The 16,928-nt window shown below is 33.9% G+C and carries 16 protein-coding genes and 1 other annotated feature; of the genes, 13 read left to right on the forward strand and 3 right to left on the reverse strand.

What is annotated here, in order from left to right:
• Positions 1 to 21: 21 nt before the first annotated feature.
• Positions 22 to 837, reverse strand: coding sequence for an NUDIX hydrolase (locus tag DFR54_RS06050; RefSeq protein ID WP_114289464.1), 816 nt, complete (start codon positions 835 to 837; stop codon positions 22 to 24).
• 334 nt (positions 838 to 1,171) lie between these two features.
• Between DFR54_RS06050 and abc-f the strand changes: the two genes are divergently transcribed.
• The 3 genes from abc-f to DFR54_RS06065 all read left to right on the forward strand — a co-directional run bounded on the left by abc-f (position 1,172) and on the right by DFR54_RS06065 (position 4,764).
• Positions 1,172 to 2,713, forward strand: coding sequence for a ribosomal protection-like ABC-F family protein (gene abc-f, locus DFR54_RS06055; RefSeq protein ID WP_126809038.1), 1,542 nt, complete (start codon positions 1,172 to 1,174; stop codon positions 2,711 to 2,713).
• 102 nt (positions 2,714 to 2,815) lie between these two features.
• Entirely contained in the window at positions 2,816 to 4,453 is a 1,638-nt protein-coding gene (locus tag DFR54_RS06060) for an FAD-dependent oxidoreductase (RefSeq protein ID WP_114289466.1), read from the forward strand.
• Between the two features lie 41 nt (positions 4,454 to 4,494).
• Complete coding sequence (locus DFR54_RS06065) at positions 4,495 to 4,764, forward strand: metal-sensitive transcriptional regulator (RefSeq protein ID WP_086341652.1); 270 nt, start codon at positions 4,495 to 4,497, stop codon at positions 4,762 to 4,764.
• Positions 4,765 to 4,820: 56 nt separating this feature from the next.
• Here the strand turns inward: DFR54_RS06065 and deoC are convergent, their stop codons facing one another.
• A complete protein-coding gene (deoC, locus tag DFR54_RS06070; RefSeq protein WP_114289467.1) occupies positions 4,821 to 5,486 on the reverse strand; it encodes a deoxyribose-phosphate aldolase in 666 nt (221 codons plus the stop codon).
• A 188-nt stretch (positions 5,487 to 5,674) separates the two neighbouring features.
• Positions 5,675 to 5,928 (forward strand) — a binding site (T-box leader).
• A 77-nt stretch (positions 5,929 to 6,005) separates the two neighbouring features.
• Here deoC and DFR54_RS06075 point away from each other — a divergent pair.
• From DFR54_RS06075 to sufB, 8 genes are all read left to right on the forward strand, one after another.
• Positions 6,006 to 7,043 (forward strand): methionine ABC transporter ATP-binding protein, encoded by a 1,038-nt coding sequence (locus tag DFR54_RS06075; RefSeq protein ID WP_114289468.1) that lies wholly within the window; start codon positions 6,006 to 6,008, stop codon positions 7,041 to 7,043.
• Complete coding sequence (locus DFR54_RS06080) at positions 7,036 to 7,722, forward strand: methionine ABC transporter permease (protein WP_114289469.1); 687 nt, start codon at positions 7,036 to 7,038, stop codon at positions 7,720 to 7,722. The genes DFR54_RS06075 and DFR54_RS06080 overlap by 8 nt, the downstream gene beginning before the upstream one ends.
• 27 nt (positions 7,723 to 7,749) lie before the next feature.
• Positions 7,750 to 8,589 carry a MetQ/NlpA family ABC transporter substrate-binding protein gene (locus tag DFR54_RS06085; RefSeq protein ID WP_114289470.1) on the forward strand — a complete coding sequence of 280 codons (840 nt, stop codon included), beginning with the start codon at positions 7,750 to 7,752 and terminating at the stop codon, positions 8,587 to 8,589.
• A gap of 195 nt (positions 8,590 to 8,784) precedes the next feature.
• Complete coding sequence (gene sufC / locus DFR54_RS06090; RefSeq protein WP_086341657.1) at positions 8,785 to 9,555, forward strand: Fe-S cluster assembly ATPase SufC; 771 nt, start codon at positions 8,785 to 8,787, stop codon at positions 9,553 to 9,555.
• 19 nt (positions 9,556 to 9,574) lie between these two features.
• Positions 9,575 to 10,864 carry a Fe-S cluster assembly protein SufD gene (gene sufD / locus DFR54_RS06095; protein WP_114289471.1) on the forward strand — a complete coding sequence of 430 codons (1,290 nt, stop codon included), beginning with the start codon at positions 9,575 to 9,577 and terminating at the stop codon, positions 10,862 to 10,864.
• A gap of 2 nt (positions 10,865 to 10,866) precedes the next feature.
• Positions 10,867 to 12,099 carry a cysteine desulfurase gene (locus DFR54_RS06100; RefSeq protein ID WP_114289472.1) on the forward strand — a complete coding sequence of 411 codons (1,233 nt, stop codon included), beginning with the start codon at positions 10,867 to 10,869 and terminating at the stop codon, positions 12,097 to 12,099.
• A complete protein-coding gene (gene sufU / locus DFR54_RS06105) occupies positions 12,086 to 12,520 on the forward strand; it encodes a Fe-S cluster assembly sulfur transfer protein SufU (RefSeq protein WP_114289473.1) in 435 nt (144 codons plus the stop codon). Before DFR54_RS06100 ends, sufU begins: the two co-directional genes overlap by 14 nt.
• A 53-nt stretch (positions 12,521 to 12,573) precedes the next feature.
• Positions 12,574 to 13,968, forward strand: a complete 1,395-nt coding sequence (gene sufB / locus DFR54_RS06110) for a Fe-S cluster assembly protein SufB (RefSeq protein ID WP_086341661.1) — start codon at positions 12,574 to 12,576, stop codon at positions 13,966 to 13,968.
• A gap of 96 nt (positions 13,969 to 14,064) precedes the next feature.
• On the opposite strand, the gene DFR54_RS06115 is transcribed toward sufB, so the two are convergent.
• Positions 14,065 to 14,973, reverse strand: a complete 909-nt coding sequence (locus DFR54_RS06115; RefSeq protein ID WP_249033370.1) for a tyrosine-type recombinase/integrase — start codon at positions 14,971 to 14,973, stop codon at positions 14,065 to 14,067.
• On the opposite strand from DFR54_RS06115, the gene DFR54_RS06120 reads away from it, so the two are divergent.
• Both DFR54_RS06120 and DFR54_RS06125 read left to right on the forward strand, forming a co-directional pair.
• Positions 14,961 to 15,962 (forward strand): hypothetical protein, encoded by a 1,002-nt coding sequence (locus tag DFR54_RS06120; RefSeq protein ID WP_114289474.1) that lies wholly within the window; start codon positions 14,961 to 14,963, stop codon positions 15,960 to 15,962. The two genes, DFR54_RS06115 and DFR54_RS06120, sit on opposite strands and share 13 nt — an antisense overlap.
• A 114-nt stretch (positions 15,963 to 16,076) precedes the next feature.
• Positions 16,077 to 16,490 (forward strand): hypothetical protein, encoded by a 414-nt coding sequence (locus DFR54_RS06125; protein ID WP_114289475.1) that lies wholly within the window; start codon positions 16,077 to 16,079, stop codon positions 16,488 to 16,490.
• Positions 16,491 to 16,928 lie beyond the last annotated feature (438 nt).

The following is a 16,928-nucleotide window of genomic DNA, read 5'->3' on the forward strand; positions in this document are numbered from 1 at the left end:
ATCATCACCTTTAACTAAAAATTAAAAATGGAGTTCGTAGATCTTAGAGGGTCTGCCAACGCCCATCGGTTTTTCTCCGATTTCTTTGAAATAAGGAAGCATCGCTTTTTTAAAATTCGAATGATCGATTTCTCTGTAATTAACACCTAAAAACTTAGCGTAAACTTTTCTTGCTTCTGTAATAGTAAAGGTATCACCTAACACACGTAAAACTTGAGGTTCATGATACATTTTATTACAAACACGGTTAAAAGCTTTAATAATAATTTGAGAGTGGTCAAAAGCTAAACTTTCTGTTCCTAAAGACTCTCCTGTTTTTAAGTTTAAGACAATTTTAGCATCATCTTCTTCACTTGTTAAGTGAATTAACTCGCCTTTTCGATCAATTGAAAACCAAGTAGCATCTGCAGCTTGATCCCCAGCTTCTAATGGTTCCTCACCAATAAAAGCTAAGTAACTAACTGTAATTACCCAACCACGAGGGTCACGATTTGGTGTGCTGAAAGTATGAAGCTGTTCAATGTGGTCGCGAGTAATCGATACATTGGTTTCTTCCTTAGTTTCTCTAATACAACTATCAGAAGTAGCTTCACCATTTCTTACAAAACCACCAGGCAATGCCCAAGAATTTTGGAAAGGGTGAGTTTTTCTTTTTATTAATAATACTTTGAAATCATCTTGCTCTTTATTATAACAAAATAACACCATATCTACTGTAACAGAAGGCATATCTTGTGTTGGGAAGTGCTGTTTTTTATACCATTCTAAGAACTCTTTTTCAGATACTTGAGTTTCAAAATAATGGCGTTCTTCAGCTCTTGATGTAAATGAAGACATTTATATACATCCTTTCTTCACGTATGTGCATATCTTTAACATTCTTATTTTATCAAAAACCCAAAATGAATCAAGGATAAATGATTGAAAGATGAGAACTTCTCTGTTACTATGAATCTAATTATAAGAAAGGGATAGGTAACTAAGACGATGAAGACAACATTCGCTAACTAATTTTTTAAGCAAATTAAAAATTACAAGTGGATGAGTGTGTCTAAAATTACCTATACTAACGTTGAAACCAAGGGATTATTGTATTAATTTCTTTGGGTTATTTTAAGTATATTTGTAGACAGCATCCATTCGTTAATGAAAGGATGTTTTTTTATTGGTAATGAAAATTCAAAATTTAACATATTATATTGGAGAAAGACTACTTTTAGAGATTCCTAATTTAACAATTCCTAGTAACAGTAAAATAGGTATTGTTGGTAAAAATGGTAGTGGGAAGACAACTCTTTTGAAATTGATTTCAGGAGAACTTGAACCAGATGAAGGAAGTATTGATTATCAAGGTGAGATTGCTATGATTGATCAATTTATAGCAATAGATAGTAACAAAAGTGGTGGAGAACAGACAAAAGAAAAAATAAGAAAAAGTATTCACCAAGGAACTAGTCTAGTTTTAGCTGACGAGCCAACTAATCATTTAGATAGTCGTGGCCGTGAATACCTAATGAAGGAGCTACGTCGTTTTGATGGCACTGTGTTAATGGTCTCTCACGACCGTGATTTTTTAAATCAAATGTGTGAGGAAATGATTGAAATTTCAGATGGTAAAGTGAGTCATTATCCAGGTAACTATGACCAGTATCTAGTGCAAAAAGAAATTGAGGAAAAGGAACAACTTCGAAAATATGATTCTTATGTAAAAGAAAAAGAACGTCTGAGTACATCAATTAATGAGTTGCATAATAAAAGTGCAGGTATAAAAAAAGCACCTAAAAGAATGGGAAATTCTGAAGCTAGGCTTCATACTAGAGGCAAGGGAACTATTGCAAAAGGTGTGATTTCAAGACAAGCTCAACGAATAGAAACTCGTTTGGAAAAATTGGAAAAAATTGAGAAACCCTGGCAGAAAAAAGAGTTACATATTCCTTTTTCTGAAGGTCAAAAGATTCACAAAATTAATGTGGTTGAAGTGGATAATCTAAATCTTTCAGTAGATGAAAAGATATTACTGAAAAATGCTAGCTTTAAAATAAAAACAGGAGTTAGAACGGCATTTGTAGGAGCTAATGGAGTTGGTAAAACAACTTTACTTAAAGCTATATTAAATAAGAAAAAGCCAATCACTGTTAGTCAAAAAGCTAAGTTTGCTTATTTTAGTCAATCTTTTAATCAGTTAGATGAAGCTAAAAGTATTCTAGATAATGTTCAGCAAACATCTATCCATGACCCACAAGTCGCAAGAGATTTATTAGCTCATTTACTTTTTAGAGGGAGTGAGGTTAATAAACGAGTGGCAGTTCTTAGTGGTGGAGAGAGAACGAAAGTTGCCATTGCTAAATTAATTTTAGGAGATAGTAATGTTTTGGTTTTAGATGAACCTACTAATCACTTGGATATTGAATCTTTAGAAGTTCTAGAAGAATCATTAAAGGCGTACCAAGGGACAATTATTTTTGTTAGTCATGATCCTTATTTTATAAAAAACGTAGCTGAAGAGATATTAGCAATTAAAAATAAAAGTGTTATTAACTTAACTCAAGGTACAGCAATTAAGAAGAGAGATAGTAAAAAAGAAGATAAGATGGTATTAGAAATGAGAAAAACGATGGTTTTATCAGAACTATCTTTCTCTACAGATGAATCACGAAAAAATTCTTTAGAAAAAGAGCTGTGTGAGATTACTAAGAAATTAAGGAATCTCTAGATTAAAAAAATATAATGAGCATTTTACTTTTCTTTTTATAGGGTAGGGGGTATATTTAAATTATCAATTGATAATGAAAAATATTAAAAGGCAGGTAAAAAGATGAAACGTACAGTGATTATTGGTGGAGTAGCTGGTGGTATGTCAGCGGCAACTCGTTTAAGAAGACTAGATGAAAATCAAGAGATTGTTATTATAGAAAAAGGACCTTACGTGTCTTTTGCTAACTGTGGATTACCCTACTACGTATCAGGTGAAATAAGTGACCGTGAAAAACTCTTAGTTCAAACACCTGAATCTTTGAAAGCACGTTTTAATTTAGATGTGAGACCATTTTCAGAAGCAACTGAAATTAATAGTGAGAAAAAACAAGTTACTATTAAATCAGCTGAATCAACTTATGAATTAAGTTATGATCAATTAATTTTGTCTCCTGGAGCTAAACCTTTTATTCCGCCATTAAATGGATTAGAAGAAGCAGATAATATCTTTACGCTAAGAAATGTTCCTGATGTAGACAAAATTATGGATTCTCTTGAAACAACTAAACCTAAAAAGGCAGTTGTTGTTGGAGCTGGTTTTATTGGGTTAGAGATGGCAGAAAACTTGGCTAAACGAGGTCTTGAAGTCACAATTGTTGAATTTGCTAGTCATGTCTTACCAACTGTTGATGATGAAATGGCAGCATTCATTCATAATGAATTAGTTGATAACGGAATAATTGTTCACACTGAAAAAGGTGTTGTAGAAATTGAAGACAAAGGTCGAACACTTATTTTAAATACTGGTGAAAAAATTGAAACAGATTTAGTTATTTTATCTGTTGGTGTGAGACCAGAAAATGATTTGGCAGAATCAGCTGGAATTGAACTAGGTATGCGTGGTGGGATTTTAGTTGATGAAAACTATGAAACATCAGTCAAAGATATTTACGCAGTTGGAGATGCGATTATTGTAAAAAATCAAATTACAAAAGATGATGCTATGATTGCACTAGCTTCTCCTGCCAATCGTCAAGGTCGCCAAGTAGCCGATGTAATTGCTGGTATGCCACGTAAAAATAAAGGCAGCATTGGAACAGCAATCGTTAGAGTATTTAACCAGTCGATCGCTTCAACGGGACTAACAGAAAAACAATTAAATGATTTAAATTATGATTTTTCAATTGTTCATATTGACGGTAAAAACCATGCTGGGTATTATCCAAATGCTTCAATGGTCTTTTTAAAACTATTATTTAATGAGAAGACAGGTGAGCTTTACGGAGCACAAGCAGTCGGTAAAGATGGCGTTGATAAACGAATTGATATTATTGCCACTGCCATTAAAGGTGGATTAACTGTTGAAGATTTACCAGAATTAGAGCTAACTTATGCACCACCATTTGGTTCAGCTAAAGATGTAGTGAATATGGCAGGTTACGCAGCTTTAAATATTATGGAAGGTATTTCTCAAAATATCCAGCTTCATGAATTAGAAGAGGTTAAAAATTCAGGTGCTGTATTAGTAGATGTTAGAACAGCTGCTGAATTTGAACGTGGTAATATTCCTGGATTTGTTAACTTCCCGCTAAATAATTTAAGGGACTCAATGAGTGAGTTACCAAAGAATAAAGAAATTATTTTAAGCTGTCATAGTGGACAAAGAAGTTATATTGCCTCTCGTATGCTAGAGCAACATGGATTTAAAGTGAAAAATTTAGATGGTTCATATTTGCTTTATAGTGTTGTAAACAGGTAGAATAAGTAAAAAGGAATTGAGATGATTTAGGAGGGAAGTCTATGACTGAATCAGAAGAGACAAAGAAAAAAATAGAAAACAGATTAAAACGTAGTGAAGGACAAATTCGCGGTGTTTTAAAAATGTTAGATGAGGATAAAAGTTGTCGCGAAGTAGTGACTCAATTATCAGCCATCAGATCAAGTATTGACCGGGCAATTGGCGTTATTGTCGCTGAAAATTTAAAAGAATGTTTAGCAATGGAAGATATTAGTGATGATGAAAAAACAGAAAAAATTCAAGAAGCAATTGCCTTAGTTGTTAAGAAATAAGGAAAAGGAGCTATGACATATTTATGCCGTAGCTCCTTTTCTAATTTCATTCTATTTTAGTAACCTGTAAATTCGCCTTTATCACTTACTAAAGCAATACCAGAGCTTGTTCCTAAACGGTCTGCTCCTACAGCAATCATGTTTTGAGCGTCTTCTAGAGAACGAACACCACCTGATGCTTTAACGAAAGCACGGTCACCAACTGTTTCTTTCATTAATTTAACATCTTCCACAGTTGCACCACCTGTTGAAAAACCAGTTGATGTTTTAACAAAATCAGCTTTTGCAGCAACTGATAACTCACATGCTTTAACAATTTCTTCTTTAGTTAACAGGCAAGTTTCAATAATAACTTTTACGATTGCTTTTGGATGACTTGCTTCTACAACAGCAGCAATATCTTCTTGAACAACGTCGTAATTTTTATTTTTTAATTCGCCAACGTTGATAACCATATCAATTTCATCAGCGCCATTAGCAATAGCGTCTTTTGCTTCAAATACTTTAGTAGCTGTTGTGTTAGCGCCTAAAGGAAAACCAATTACTGTACAAACTTTAGCTTCTGAATCAGCTAGTAATTCACTTGAATATTTCACCCAATAAGGATTAACACAGACTGAAGCAAAAACATACTCAGCAGCTTCCTCACATAATTGTTTGATTTGATCTCTTGTTGCATCTTGTTTTAACAAAGTATGATCGACATATTTGGCTAAATTCATTGGAAAAACCCCTTTATCTATAATATGTTACAAAAAAACTACGCTTTCATTTTACCACAAAAAGCATATAAAATAAGCATATTCTGATAAAAAAAGTCTTTTTTACCTATATTAATATATTTTACTAAGAAATGAATTATCCTGTTGACAATCCTATTTTTGTCTGATAAGATACATTTTATTAAATATAACTAGCGTTGAAAAGGAAAGTATGTTTTAGGAAAGTTTAAAGAGACCTCGGATGGTGTGAAAGAGGAACTGGAAAGAAGCAGAAAATGGCCTTTGAGCATAAAAAAGTGAGCAAGTAGTTGTAAACTTTTTTCGGGAGTTCCCGTTACCGGACAACAGTATTCAGAGACTTTTCTTGCGTACTGGGTGAGGCTATTGTTTTGAGACAATAGCGAATAAAGGTGGTAACACGATTAATGCTTTCGTCCTTTGTTTACTTATTAAAGTAGATAAAGGAGGGAAGCTTTTTTTGTTTTCATCTTTTAATTGAATGAAACGAGGAGAAACACAATGAGTATTATAAAAATTAACGAAGTGACAAAAAAATATGTCACAAAAGAAAAAGATGTATTAGCTGTAGATAACGTAAACTTAACAATTGAAAAAGGCGAAATTTTTGGCATTATAGGTTATTCAGGAGCTGGAAAAAGTTCATTGATTCGCCTGCTAAACAATTTAGAAACACCAACTTCAGGTGAAGTAATTATTAATGACAAAAATATTAGCCAACTAAAGGGCAGTGAGTTAAGACAATTCAGAAAGAAAATTGGAATGATTTTCCAGCATTTTAACTTACTTTGGTCACGTACAGTGATTGATAATATTATGTTGCCTCTTGAATTAAGTAAAGTTCCAAAAAATGAGCGAGTCAAAAAAGCTCAGGACTTAATTGAGTTAGTTGGTCTTAAAGGACGTGAGAATGCTTATCCAAGTGAGTTGTCTGGTGGGCAAAAACAACGTGTCGGAATTGCTAGAGCTTTAGCCAATGATCCTGAAATTTTATTATGTGATGAGGCAACAAGTGCACTTGATCCGCAAACAACTAATGAAGTGTTAGATTTATTACTAGATATTAATAAAAAGTTAGGTTTAACGATTGTTTTAATTACTCATGAGATGAATGTTATTCGTAAAATTTGTCATAAGGTAGCTGTTATGGAGCAAGGTAAAGTAGTGGAGTCAGGTGAAGTCCTTTCTCTATTTAAAAACCCACAACATGATGTAACAGAACGTTTTGTCCGTCAAGATACATTAATTGACCGTGAGGAAAATGAAGAAGCAATTGGATACTTACTTGAGGCTTATCCTGAGGGAGTCGTTGTTAGACTTCTATTTGAAGGAGCAAAAGCGAATGAAGCGATTATTTCAAAAGCAGTACGTAACCTTAACGTTGATATTAACGTTTTACAAGCAAACATAAAAAACAGTAACCAAGTATCATTTGGTAACATGTTAATTCAAGTAACAGGAGAGAAACAAGCTTTGGATAATTGTTTAGACTTTTTCAAAGAGAATGGTGTAGGAATTGAGGTGATGCAACATGGATAAAGGATTTTTTGCTACTTATTTTGATTTTAGTAACATTAAAACAGAAAGCTTTTTAACAGCCACAAAAGAAACTTTATATATGACTTTTGTCTCCATGTTTTTTGTTATCATCATTGGCTTATTACTAGGTTTAATGCTTTTCTATTTTGGAAAAAGTAAAAAAAGCAGCTCAAAATTAGCTTACGAAGTTGTGTCACTTATTAGTAATACGTTTCGTTCGATTCCATTTATTATTTTAATGATTTTGCTTTTCCCAATTGTTAAATCATTAATTGGAACGATGTTAGGACCAAGTGCAGCAATTCCAGCCCTTGTCTTATCAGCAGCACCATTTTATGCAAGACTTGTGGATATTGCTTTTCGTGAAGTAGATTCAGGCGTATTAGAAGCAAGTACAGCTATGGGGGCTACTCAGTTCCAAATTATTTATAAAGTTTTAATTCCTGAAAGCTTACCAGCTTTGATTTCAGGTGTGACTGTGACAACTATTACAATGATTGGTTTTACAGCTATGGCTGGAGCAGTTGGTGCAGGAGGTCTTGGAACTTTAGCTTACCAAGCAGGTTTCATGGGGAATGATTACCCTGTTATTATGTTAGCAACAATTTTAATTTTAGTGATTGTATTTATTATTCAAGGTATTGGCGATTTATGTGTGAAATTATTAGATAAAAGATAAAAAACTAAAAAAATGGAGGAAACAAAAATGAAAAAGAAATTATTAGGTTTAGGATTAGTAACAGTATTAGCAATTGGATTAGCAGCTTGTGGCGGTAATAAAGAAACGAGCGATAAAGGGAAAGCTAAAGAAGATGATAAAACAATCGTTGTAGGAGCTTCTCCAACACCTCATGCTGAAATTTTAGAAGAAGCAAAACCTTTATTAAAAGAAAAAGGTTATGACTTAGAAGTTAAAGTTTTCCAAGATTACGTATTACCAAATAAAGCCTTAGAGCAAAAAGAAATTGATGCTAACTATTTTCAACATATTCCCTACTTAGAAAAAGAAATTTTAGATAAAGGTTATGATTTTGCAAATGCAGGATCAATCCACATTGAAAAAATGGCTTTCTATTCAAAAAATGTTAAAAGCGTAGATGATGTAAAAGACGGTGCAACTGTTCTTGTAAGTAACTCTCAATCCGACTGGGGACGTGTGATTACTATTTTACAAGATGCTGGTTTAGTTAAAGTTAAAGACGGTGTTGAATTAACAAAAGCAACTTTTGATGATATTGAAGAAAATCCTAAAAATTTAAAATTCAAATATGATATTGACCCAGCTATTTTAACAACAGCTTATCAAAATGATGAAGCAGACTTAATTGCTATTAATGCTAACTTTGCTGAAAACATTGGTTTAAATCCAGAGAAAGATGGTGTGTTTGTTGAAAAAGATAACTCACCATATGCTAATGTCATTGCAACAAGAACAGAAGATAAAGACAGTGAAAAAATCAAAGCGTTAATCGAAGTTCTACATTCTGAAAAAATTAAAGATTTTATTACTGAAAAATGGAATGGTACAATTTCTGTTGTTCAATAATATATAGAAGAAAAGTGATGTATGATGTAAAGTCATAGTCACTTTTTGACGTTTAAATAACGATAACTTCAAAAAGAATTACTTATTTATAATGATTTTAATTTAAACTACTAAACTAATTGAAGTTCATTCTCAATTGAGCTAGAATAAAAGAGGTAGTTAAAAATTTTTTACTAAACAAATGGAGGGAAAAAAATGTCCGTTTTAGAAATAAAAAACTTACATGTGTCTATTGAAGACAAAGAAATTTTAAAAGGTGTTAACCTTACGATGAAAACTGGAGAAATCCATGCCATTATGGGGCCAAACGGAACGGGGAAATCAACACTTTCAGCAGCAATCATGGGAAACCCTAACTATGAAGTAACAGAAGGGGAAATCCTTTTAGATGGTGAAAATGTGTTAGAGATGGAAGTTGACGAGCGTGCTCGTGCTGGTCTATTTTTAGCTGTTCAATACCCAAGTGAAATTCCAGGAATTACTAATGCTGAATTTATGCGTGCTGCTATTAACTCAAAACGTGATGAAGACGATAAAATCTCAGTTATGGATTTCTTAGATAAATTAGATGAAAAAATGGCACTCTTAGATATGCCTGAAGAAATGGCTGAGCGTTACTTAAACGAAGGATTCTCAGGTGGAGAGAAAAAACGTAACGAAATTTTACAATTATTAATGTTAGAACCTACATTTGCTATTTTAGATGAGATTGACTCAGGTTTAGATATTGATGCCCTTCAAGTTGTATCAAAAGGAATTAACGAAATGCGCGGTGAAGGGTTTGGTTCATTAATCATTACTCACTACCAACGCTTATTGAACTATATCGTGCCAGATATCGTTCATATTATGATGGAAGGTCGCGTTGTGATGACAGGTGGCGCAGATCTTGCTCAACGTCTAGAAGCAGAAGGATACAAAGGTATCAGTGAAGAACTAGGCATTAAATACGTCGAAGAAAAATAATGAGAGGAAGACAAGATAAATGAAAAATGCAGACTTAAAAGATTATCTTGACGATATTACATTATTTTCAGCTAGTCAGGAAGAGCCGCAATGGATGCTAGATTTACGTTTGAAAGCATTAGAAAAATGCGAAGAACTAGATTTACCAAAAATTGAGCGTGTTAAAATTCACCGCTGGCCATTAATGAATGTAGGAAATCTGAATGAAGAAATCTTAGGTAACCCAGTTTTACCAAGCTTTGACGAAATGGAAGATAACCCAATGATTATCCAAGGGCGTACAACGACTCTTTATGAGCAAATGCCTGTTGAATTATCGGAACAAGGAGTTATTTTTACAGATATTTTTACAGCGATGAAAGAACATAGTGAACTTGTAGAAGAGTACTTTATGACAAAAGCAGTTCCAATGGATGAAGATAAAATGACTGCTTTCCATACTGCCTTTTTAAATGGTGGAGTATTCCTTTATGTGCCTAAAAATGTGGTTGTTAAGGAAGCTTTTGAATCACTATTCTTCCAATCTATGACTGATAATAGTGCATGGATTAAACATGTCTTAATTGTTGCTGAAGAAAATAGTGAAGTAACTTACTTAGAAAGACTTCATACTGAAGGAGAAGGCAGCGAAAAAATTTCTGCTAACTTTGTAGTAGAAGTGATCGCTAAACCTGGTTCTAAAGTTAAATTTGCAGCTATTGACCGTTTAGGTGAAAATGTTAGCACTTATATGAACCGCCGAGCTCATGTTATGCGTGACGCTAGTGTGGACTGGGCTTTAGGAATTATGAATGATGGCGATGTGATTGCTGATTTTGATTCTGATTTAGCTGGTGTTGGCTCTCATTCAGAAGTAAAAGTTGTTGCGATTTCATCAGGCCGTCAAGTTCAAGGAATCGATACACGTGTGACAAATATGGCACCACATTCAGTGGGAAATATTTTACAACACGGAGTTATTCGTGAACGTGGTACCTTAACATTTAACGGAATTGGTCATATCCTTAAAGGAGCAAAAGGTGCAGACGCGCAACAAGAAAGTCGTGTCTTAATGCTTTCTGATAAAGCTCGCGGAGATGCTAACCCAATTTTATTAATTGATGAATTTGAAGTAACTGCAGGACATGCAGCAAGTGCGGGACGTTTAGATCCTGAAGAATTATATTATTTAATGAGTCGTGGAATTCCTCAAAAAGAAGCAGAACGCTTGGTAACAAGAGGATTCTTAGGTTCAGTTATTACAGCAATTCCTGTAAAAGCTGTTCAAGATGAATTTGTAGAAGTGATTGATAGAAAGCTGGTTGATTAACAATGCTTGATAACAAAATCAAAAATGATTTCCCTATTTTATTTCAAGAAGTTAATGATGAACCTTTAATTTATTTGGATAACGCTGCAACAAGCCAAAAGCCCAAACAAGTCATTAATTCATTAGTTCATTATTATGAACATGATAATGCCAACGTTCATCGTGGTGTTCATACCTTAGCTGAAAGAGCGACATCTAGTTATGAAGCTTCACGTGAAAAGGTCAGAAATTTTATTAACGCCAAAAGCACGAAAGAAGTTCTCTTTACTCGTGGTACGACAACTGCTATTAACTGGTTATCAAGAAGTTACGGTGACGCTAATGTGTCAGCAGGAGATGAAATTTTAATCTCTCAAATGGAACATCACTCAAATATCGTTACTTGGCAAGAACTAGCTAAAAGACAAAATGCTACATTAGTTTATGTAGACTTAACAGATGAGGGCGAGCTTGATATTGAGGACTTTAAAAAGAAGTTATCTCATAAAACAAAAATTGTTTCTCTTGCTCATGCCTCAAATGTGTTAGGTGTTGTTAATCCAATTAAAGAATTAACAGAACTTGTTCATGAAGTTGGTGCTGTGATTGTAGTTGACGGAGCACAAGCAGTGCCTCATATGAGCGTTGATGTCCAAGATTTAGATGCTGATTTTTATGCTTTTAGTGGTCATAAAATGTGTGGACCAACTGGCATTGGTGTGCTATATGGTAAACAAAACTTACTTGAAAAAATGGAGCCAATTGAATTTGGTGGAGAGATGATTGATTTTGTTTATCATGATCATAGTACATGGACTGAACTACCTTGGAAATTTGAAGCTGGAACACCTAATATTGCCGGGGCAATTGCTTTAGGAAGTGCCATTGATTACTTAACTGAAATCGGCATGGATAATATTCATCAACATGAACAAGAGTTAGTTGAATATGTATTTCCAAAACTTAAAGCCATTGAAGGCCTAACTATTTACGGACCTCAAGACCCTAAAAAGCATACAGGTGTGATTGCCTTTAATATTGACGGGGTTCATCCTCATGACACGTCAACGGCTCTTGATATGGAAGGCGTTGCAGTACGTGCAGGTCATCACTGTGTTCAACCTTTATTAACTTATTTAGGAGTCCAATCAACAACACGTGCTAGCTTTTATTTTTACAATACGAAAAAAGATGCGGACCGCTTAGTTGAAGCGATTATCGCAACAAAGGAGTTTTTCACTGATGGCTTTATCTAAATTAGAAAATCTTTACAGACAAGTTATTTTAGATCATACCAATCATCCTCATAACAAGGGACTGCTTAATGAGGCAACTAGTCAAATTGAATTAAATAACCCGACTTGTGGTGATGTGATTCAATTACAACTAATGATTAAAGATGGTGTGATTGAAGATGTAAAGTTTGATGGACATGGCTGCTCTATCAGTATGGCAAGTGCTAGTATGATGACAGTCGCAATCAAAGGCAAGTCTGAAAAAGAAGCAATGGAAATTATTGCTAGCTTTTTAGAGTTAGTTCAAGGTGAAGAAGTACCAAACCCTAAACCACTAGGAGATGCTAGAATGCTCTCAGGAGTCGCTAAGTTCCCTGCACGGATTAAATGTGCGACCTTAGCATGGAAAGCATTAGAGCGTGGTATTATTGAAGAAAATTAGACAACAGTCGAAGACAATACATAAGACGTAAAGAGTAAGGAGTGGAGCAAATAATGAGTGAAGTACCACAGCTAGAAGAATATAAATTTGGTTTCCATGACGATGTTAAGCCAGTCTTCAGTACTGGAGAAGGTCTAACAGAAGACGTGGTTCGCGCCATTTCAGCTAGAAAAGAAGAACCAGAATGGATGTTAGATTTCCGCTTAAAATCATTAGAAGCATTTAACAAAATGCCAATGCAAAAATGGGGACCTGATTTATCAGATATGGACTTTGATAAGATTAAATATTATCAACAACCAAGTGATAAGCCGGCTCGTGACTGGGATGATGTACCAGATAAAATCAAAGAAACTTTTGAGCGTATTGGGATTCCAGAAGCAGAAAGAAAATACTTAGCTGGAGCATCAGCACAGTATGAATCAGAAGTGGTTTACCACAACATGAAAGAAGAGTTCTCAAAACTAGGGATTGTCTTTACAGATACAGACACTGCCTTAAAAGAGTACCCAGATATTTTCAAACAATATTTCTCAAAATTAGTCCCACCAACAGATAACAAATTAGCTGCTTTAAATTCAGCTGTATGGTCAGGTGGAACATTTATCTATGTACCAAAAGGTGTCCGCGTTGATGTGCCGCTGCAAACATACTTCCGTATTAACGCAGAGAACACAGGACAATTTGAGCGTACGTTAATCGTTGTTGACGAAGGAGCAAGTATCCATTACGTTGAAGGATGTACAGCCCCAACTTATTCAACAAACAGTTTACACGCGGCGATTGTAGAAATCTTTACTTTAAAAGACGCTTACTGTCGTTACACAACCATCCAAAACTGGTCAGACAACGTTTATAACTTAGTAACAAAACGTGCTAAAGCAGAAGCTGGCGCAACAGTTGAATGGATTGATGGTAACTTAGGTGCCAAAACAACGATGAAATACCCAAGTGTTTATTTAGACGGAGAAGGCGCTCGTGGAACTATGCTATCAGTAGCATTTGCAGGAGAAAACCAAATCCAAGACACAGGAGCAAAAATGATTCACAACGCACCAAACACATCTAGCTCGATTGTTTCAAAATCAATCGCAAAAGATGGCGGTGAAGTGAACTACCGTGGACAAGTAACATTTGCTAAAAACAGTGCGGGATCAATCTCCCACATTGAGTGTGATACGATTATTATGGATGAGCTATCAAAAAGTGATACCATTCCATTTAACGAAATTCACAATAGCCATGTAGCACTTGAACATGAAGCCAAAGTATCAAAAATCTCAGAAGAACAACTATACTATCTAATGAGTCGTGGTCTAAGTGAAGAACAAGCCACAGAGATGATCGTTATGGGATTTGTTGAGCCATTTACAAAAGAACTTCCAATGGAATATGCAGTTGAGTTAAATAGACTTATAGCGTATGAGATGGAAGGGTCAGTGGGATAATAAATTTAAAGAGTGCCAAAACATTGAATTGACAATGTTTTGGGCTCTTTTTTTGTTGTGTGATTTTAGAGTAAATGCCAAATTAAATGCCATTTACTAAAAATTAACATATTTTGCAAATCGCTCTCCTGTTTCTCTAACCTTTTCGGGAGTAACATGGGTATAAATATTCATAGTTGTTTTGACATCTTTATGTCCTAATCGTTCTTGAACTTCTTTGATACTAGCACCAGATTCAAAAAGTAAACTGGCGTGAGTGTGTCTAAAACCATGCAAAGTAATTTTAGGTAAATCATACTTTTCAAGAATATTATATAACCAATCATTAGGTGCTTGAGGATAGTACAATTCATTGAATTTGTTTGTAAAAAGGAACTGAGTATCTTTAGATGTGTTATAACCGAATTTTAAATACCACTCTTTTTGATTGTATCGCCATTGTTCGAGAACTTTAATCGTTTTTACATCTAAAGCGATAGCTCTTTGTGAGCTAATAGTTTTGGGTTCTTGAATAATAATCTGATTATGCTCGTCTACAGCAAGTGTCTTTCCAATAGTGATTTTTCTGTTGAAAATATCTATATCTTTCCACTGTAAAGCAAGCACTTCTGATTTTCTCATTCCAGTGAACGCCAAAACACGGAAAAAAGTTAGAATTTTAGTGCTGGTACGACTGGATTGCTCAGTGTGAGTCTCTAAACGCTCAAAAAAGACCTCTAATTGCTCTTTGGTGTAGAAGTTAGGGAATTCTTCGATTTCTTTCTTACGAGGCAGTACGGTCTTCCTCATGGGGTTAGAATCGATTAATTCCATTTGAATGCCAAATTGAAGAACTTGACCGACTACTTTTCTAAAATAATGGTACTGTTTGTATTGTTCATGCCAAAGATTAACTATTTCCTGACAATATCGAACAGTGATTTTATCTAATTTTAAGTTACCAAAGTATTTTAGGGCATAGTTTTCAACAAATCGACGTGATGTAGCTACAGTTGAAGGTTTCACTTTTAATCGATATTGTCATTAATTGGTTATCTTCAGCAAAAGAAGTAAGCTACAAAGCGAATATGGTGTATGAAGATTATACAGATATGCACCAAATACCCGTTGAAATTGATAGACGATTCATAGAAAAAGCGATGAATCGTTTAACATTTTTCCATTTTGATAACCTAAAGAAATATATGCCATTATTAAATTCAAGAGAAGAGTTTTTAGGGGGAAAATGGTTAAATATTACCAATCGTACAATATACGCAAACGTTCCAATGAAAATGACACGACATGATTTAACAGCGCAAGAAAAGTTGAGAATTGTTGAGTTATACTTAGCAGAAGTGGCTCAAAAAATTAAGAAGAACTTTAACAGTCATAGAGGGACGAATAAATTCATTGGTTATCCAGTGAAAGACTATGTGACGGATTATAAGAAACGTATTCCTAACTATGATACGTCAAAATTATTTATGGATAAAAATCCTCAAACAGTGCAACGTTTTGTGATTGATGATGATTATTTCGTATACGAATCAGCGATTATTAACTTAACAGAAAAACAATTGATTGATCGTATTGGGGAAAGAGTACAAGAGTTGAAAGAACACTATTCAGAAGTTTACTTGATTCGTATGGATGAAAACATGCATAGAGAATCAGCCAAAAGTGAAAACATGAAGCTACATGAATTCAATCCTAATGCTAAAGATGTACACTTTGAAGGATTCCAACCAGACTTCATACTATATCTTCAAAATGCCGACTTTTTCTTACAAGTTTTTATTGAACCAAAAGGCGGTAAAATAGAAGAACAACAATGGAAAGAAGATTTGTTGATGTATATCAACGAAAACGAAGCAGAATTAGCCTTTGAAGATGAAATAGACGGTGTTAAAATTAAAGGGCTTAAATTCTACACAATAAATGATGGTAGAAATACCATGAAACAACTCGCTCAAATTGTGATTGATGGGGAGTTTAGGGGATTGAGTATGTAGTCAAACAAGTATAGTTCTATAGGGCTATACTTGTTTGCTTTTTTTAATAATCTCTAGAATGAAATTTAGTTCGATAAATATTAATTTTATTGTTTAAGAAAGGGTGAATTTAAAATGGAAATAAAAGAAGTTCTAGATATATTAAATCAAGCGGATAACGATACCGAGTATTCTAAAGAAATTTTCAAAGCTTATGAAGAAGGTAAGCAAGATATAGAAATTATTAATAGTAAAACTGGTAATAGAAGAGATTGGCTTGTTATAGCAGATATTTATAACAAGGGTGACTACAGTCAAAAGTTTCATCTAAAAAATTATTTAGAGTTTAAATTAAAGAATGGATTGGATGAAACAGCTGATTTTAGAAAATCTTGTTATAGATATTTTAAGAATGCAGCATTAGTATTGTATACAAGGGAAGCCGTATTTGGAGAATCAAAAGACGAAATTAAATTAATTTTTGAAAATGTTAAGAAGTTTTACAAAGACGGTGGAAAAATTAATAATTACAGTGGACTAAGAAAATAGAGGTGAATATTATTTTATTTGAGGATGAAATACTAAATCTAATATCTGAAAAAAGAGAAGTGACATATTGGGGGAAACAGGAATATCACAAAAATAAATCGACAATGTAAACGAATTTATTGAACTATCAATTAATTTATTGAGAACATGAAGATAAGCTATTATTTTATTAGTTATGTTAGTTAGTATTGAAGAAATGACTAACATTGCGAACAGAACACCATTTCTCTTAATAAATCATAAATTTCAAAAAAGTATATTATCAGATTAAAGATTTATTAAATAATATCAGATTTTCACGTTTAGATAAGCCACTGTATAGAGCTAGAGAGGACATCAAGAAGTATCAGATAATTACTTGATGCACGCCATACAATTTTCATCGTTGCTGTGCTCCCCAGAAGATGGTAGGGCTGTAATAAGCTACAATACATATTT

This window comes from Vagococcus fluvialis (assembly GCF_003337315.1).
GTDB classification, from domain to species: Bacteria; Bacillota; Bacilli; order Lactobacillales; family Vagococcaceae; genus Vagococcus; species Vagococcus fluvialis.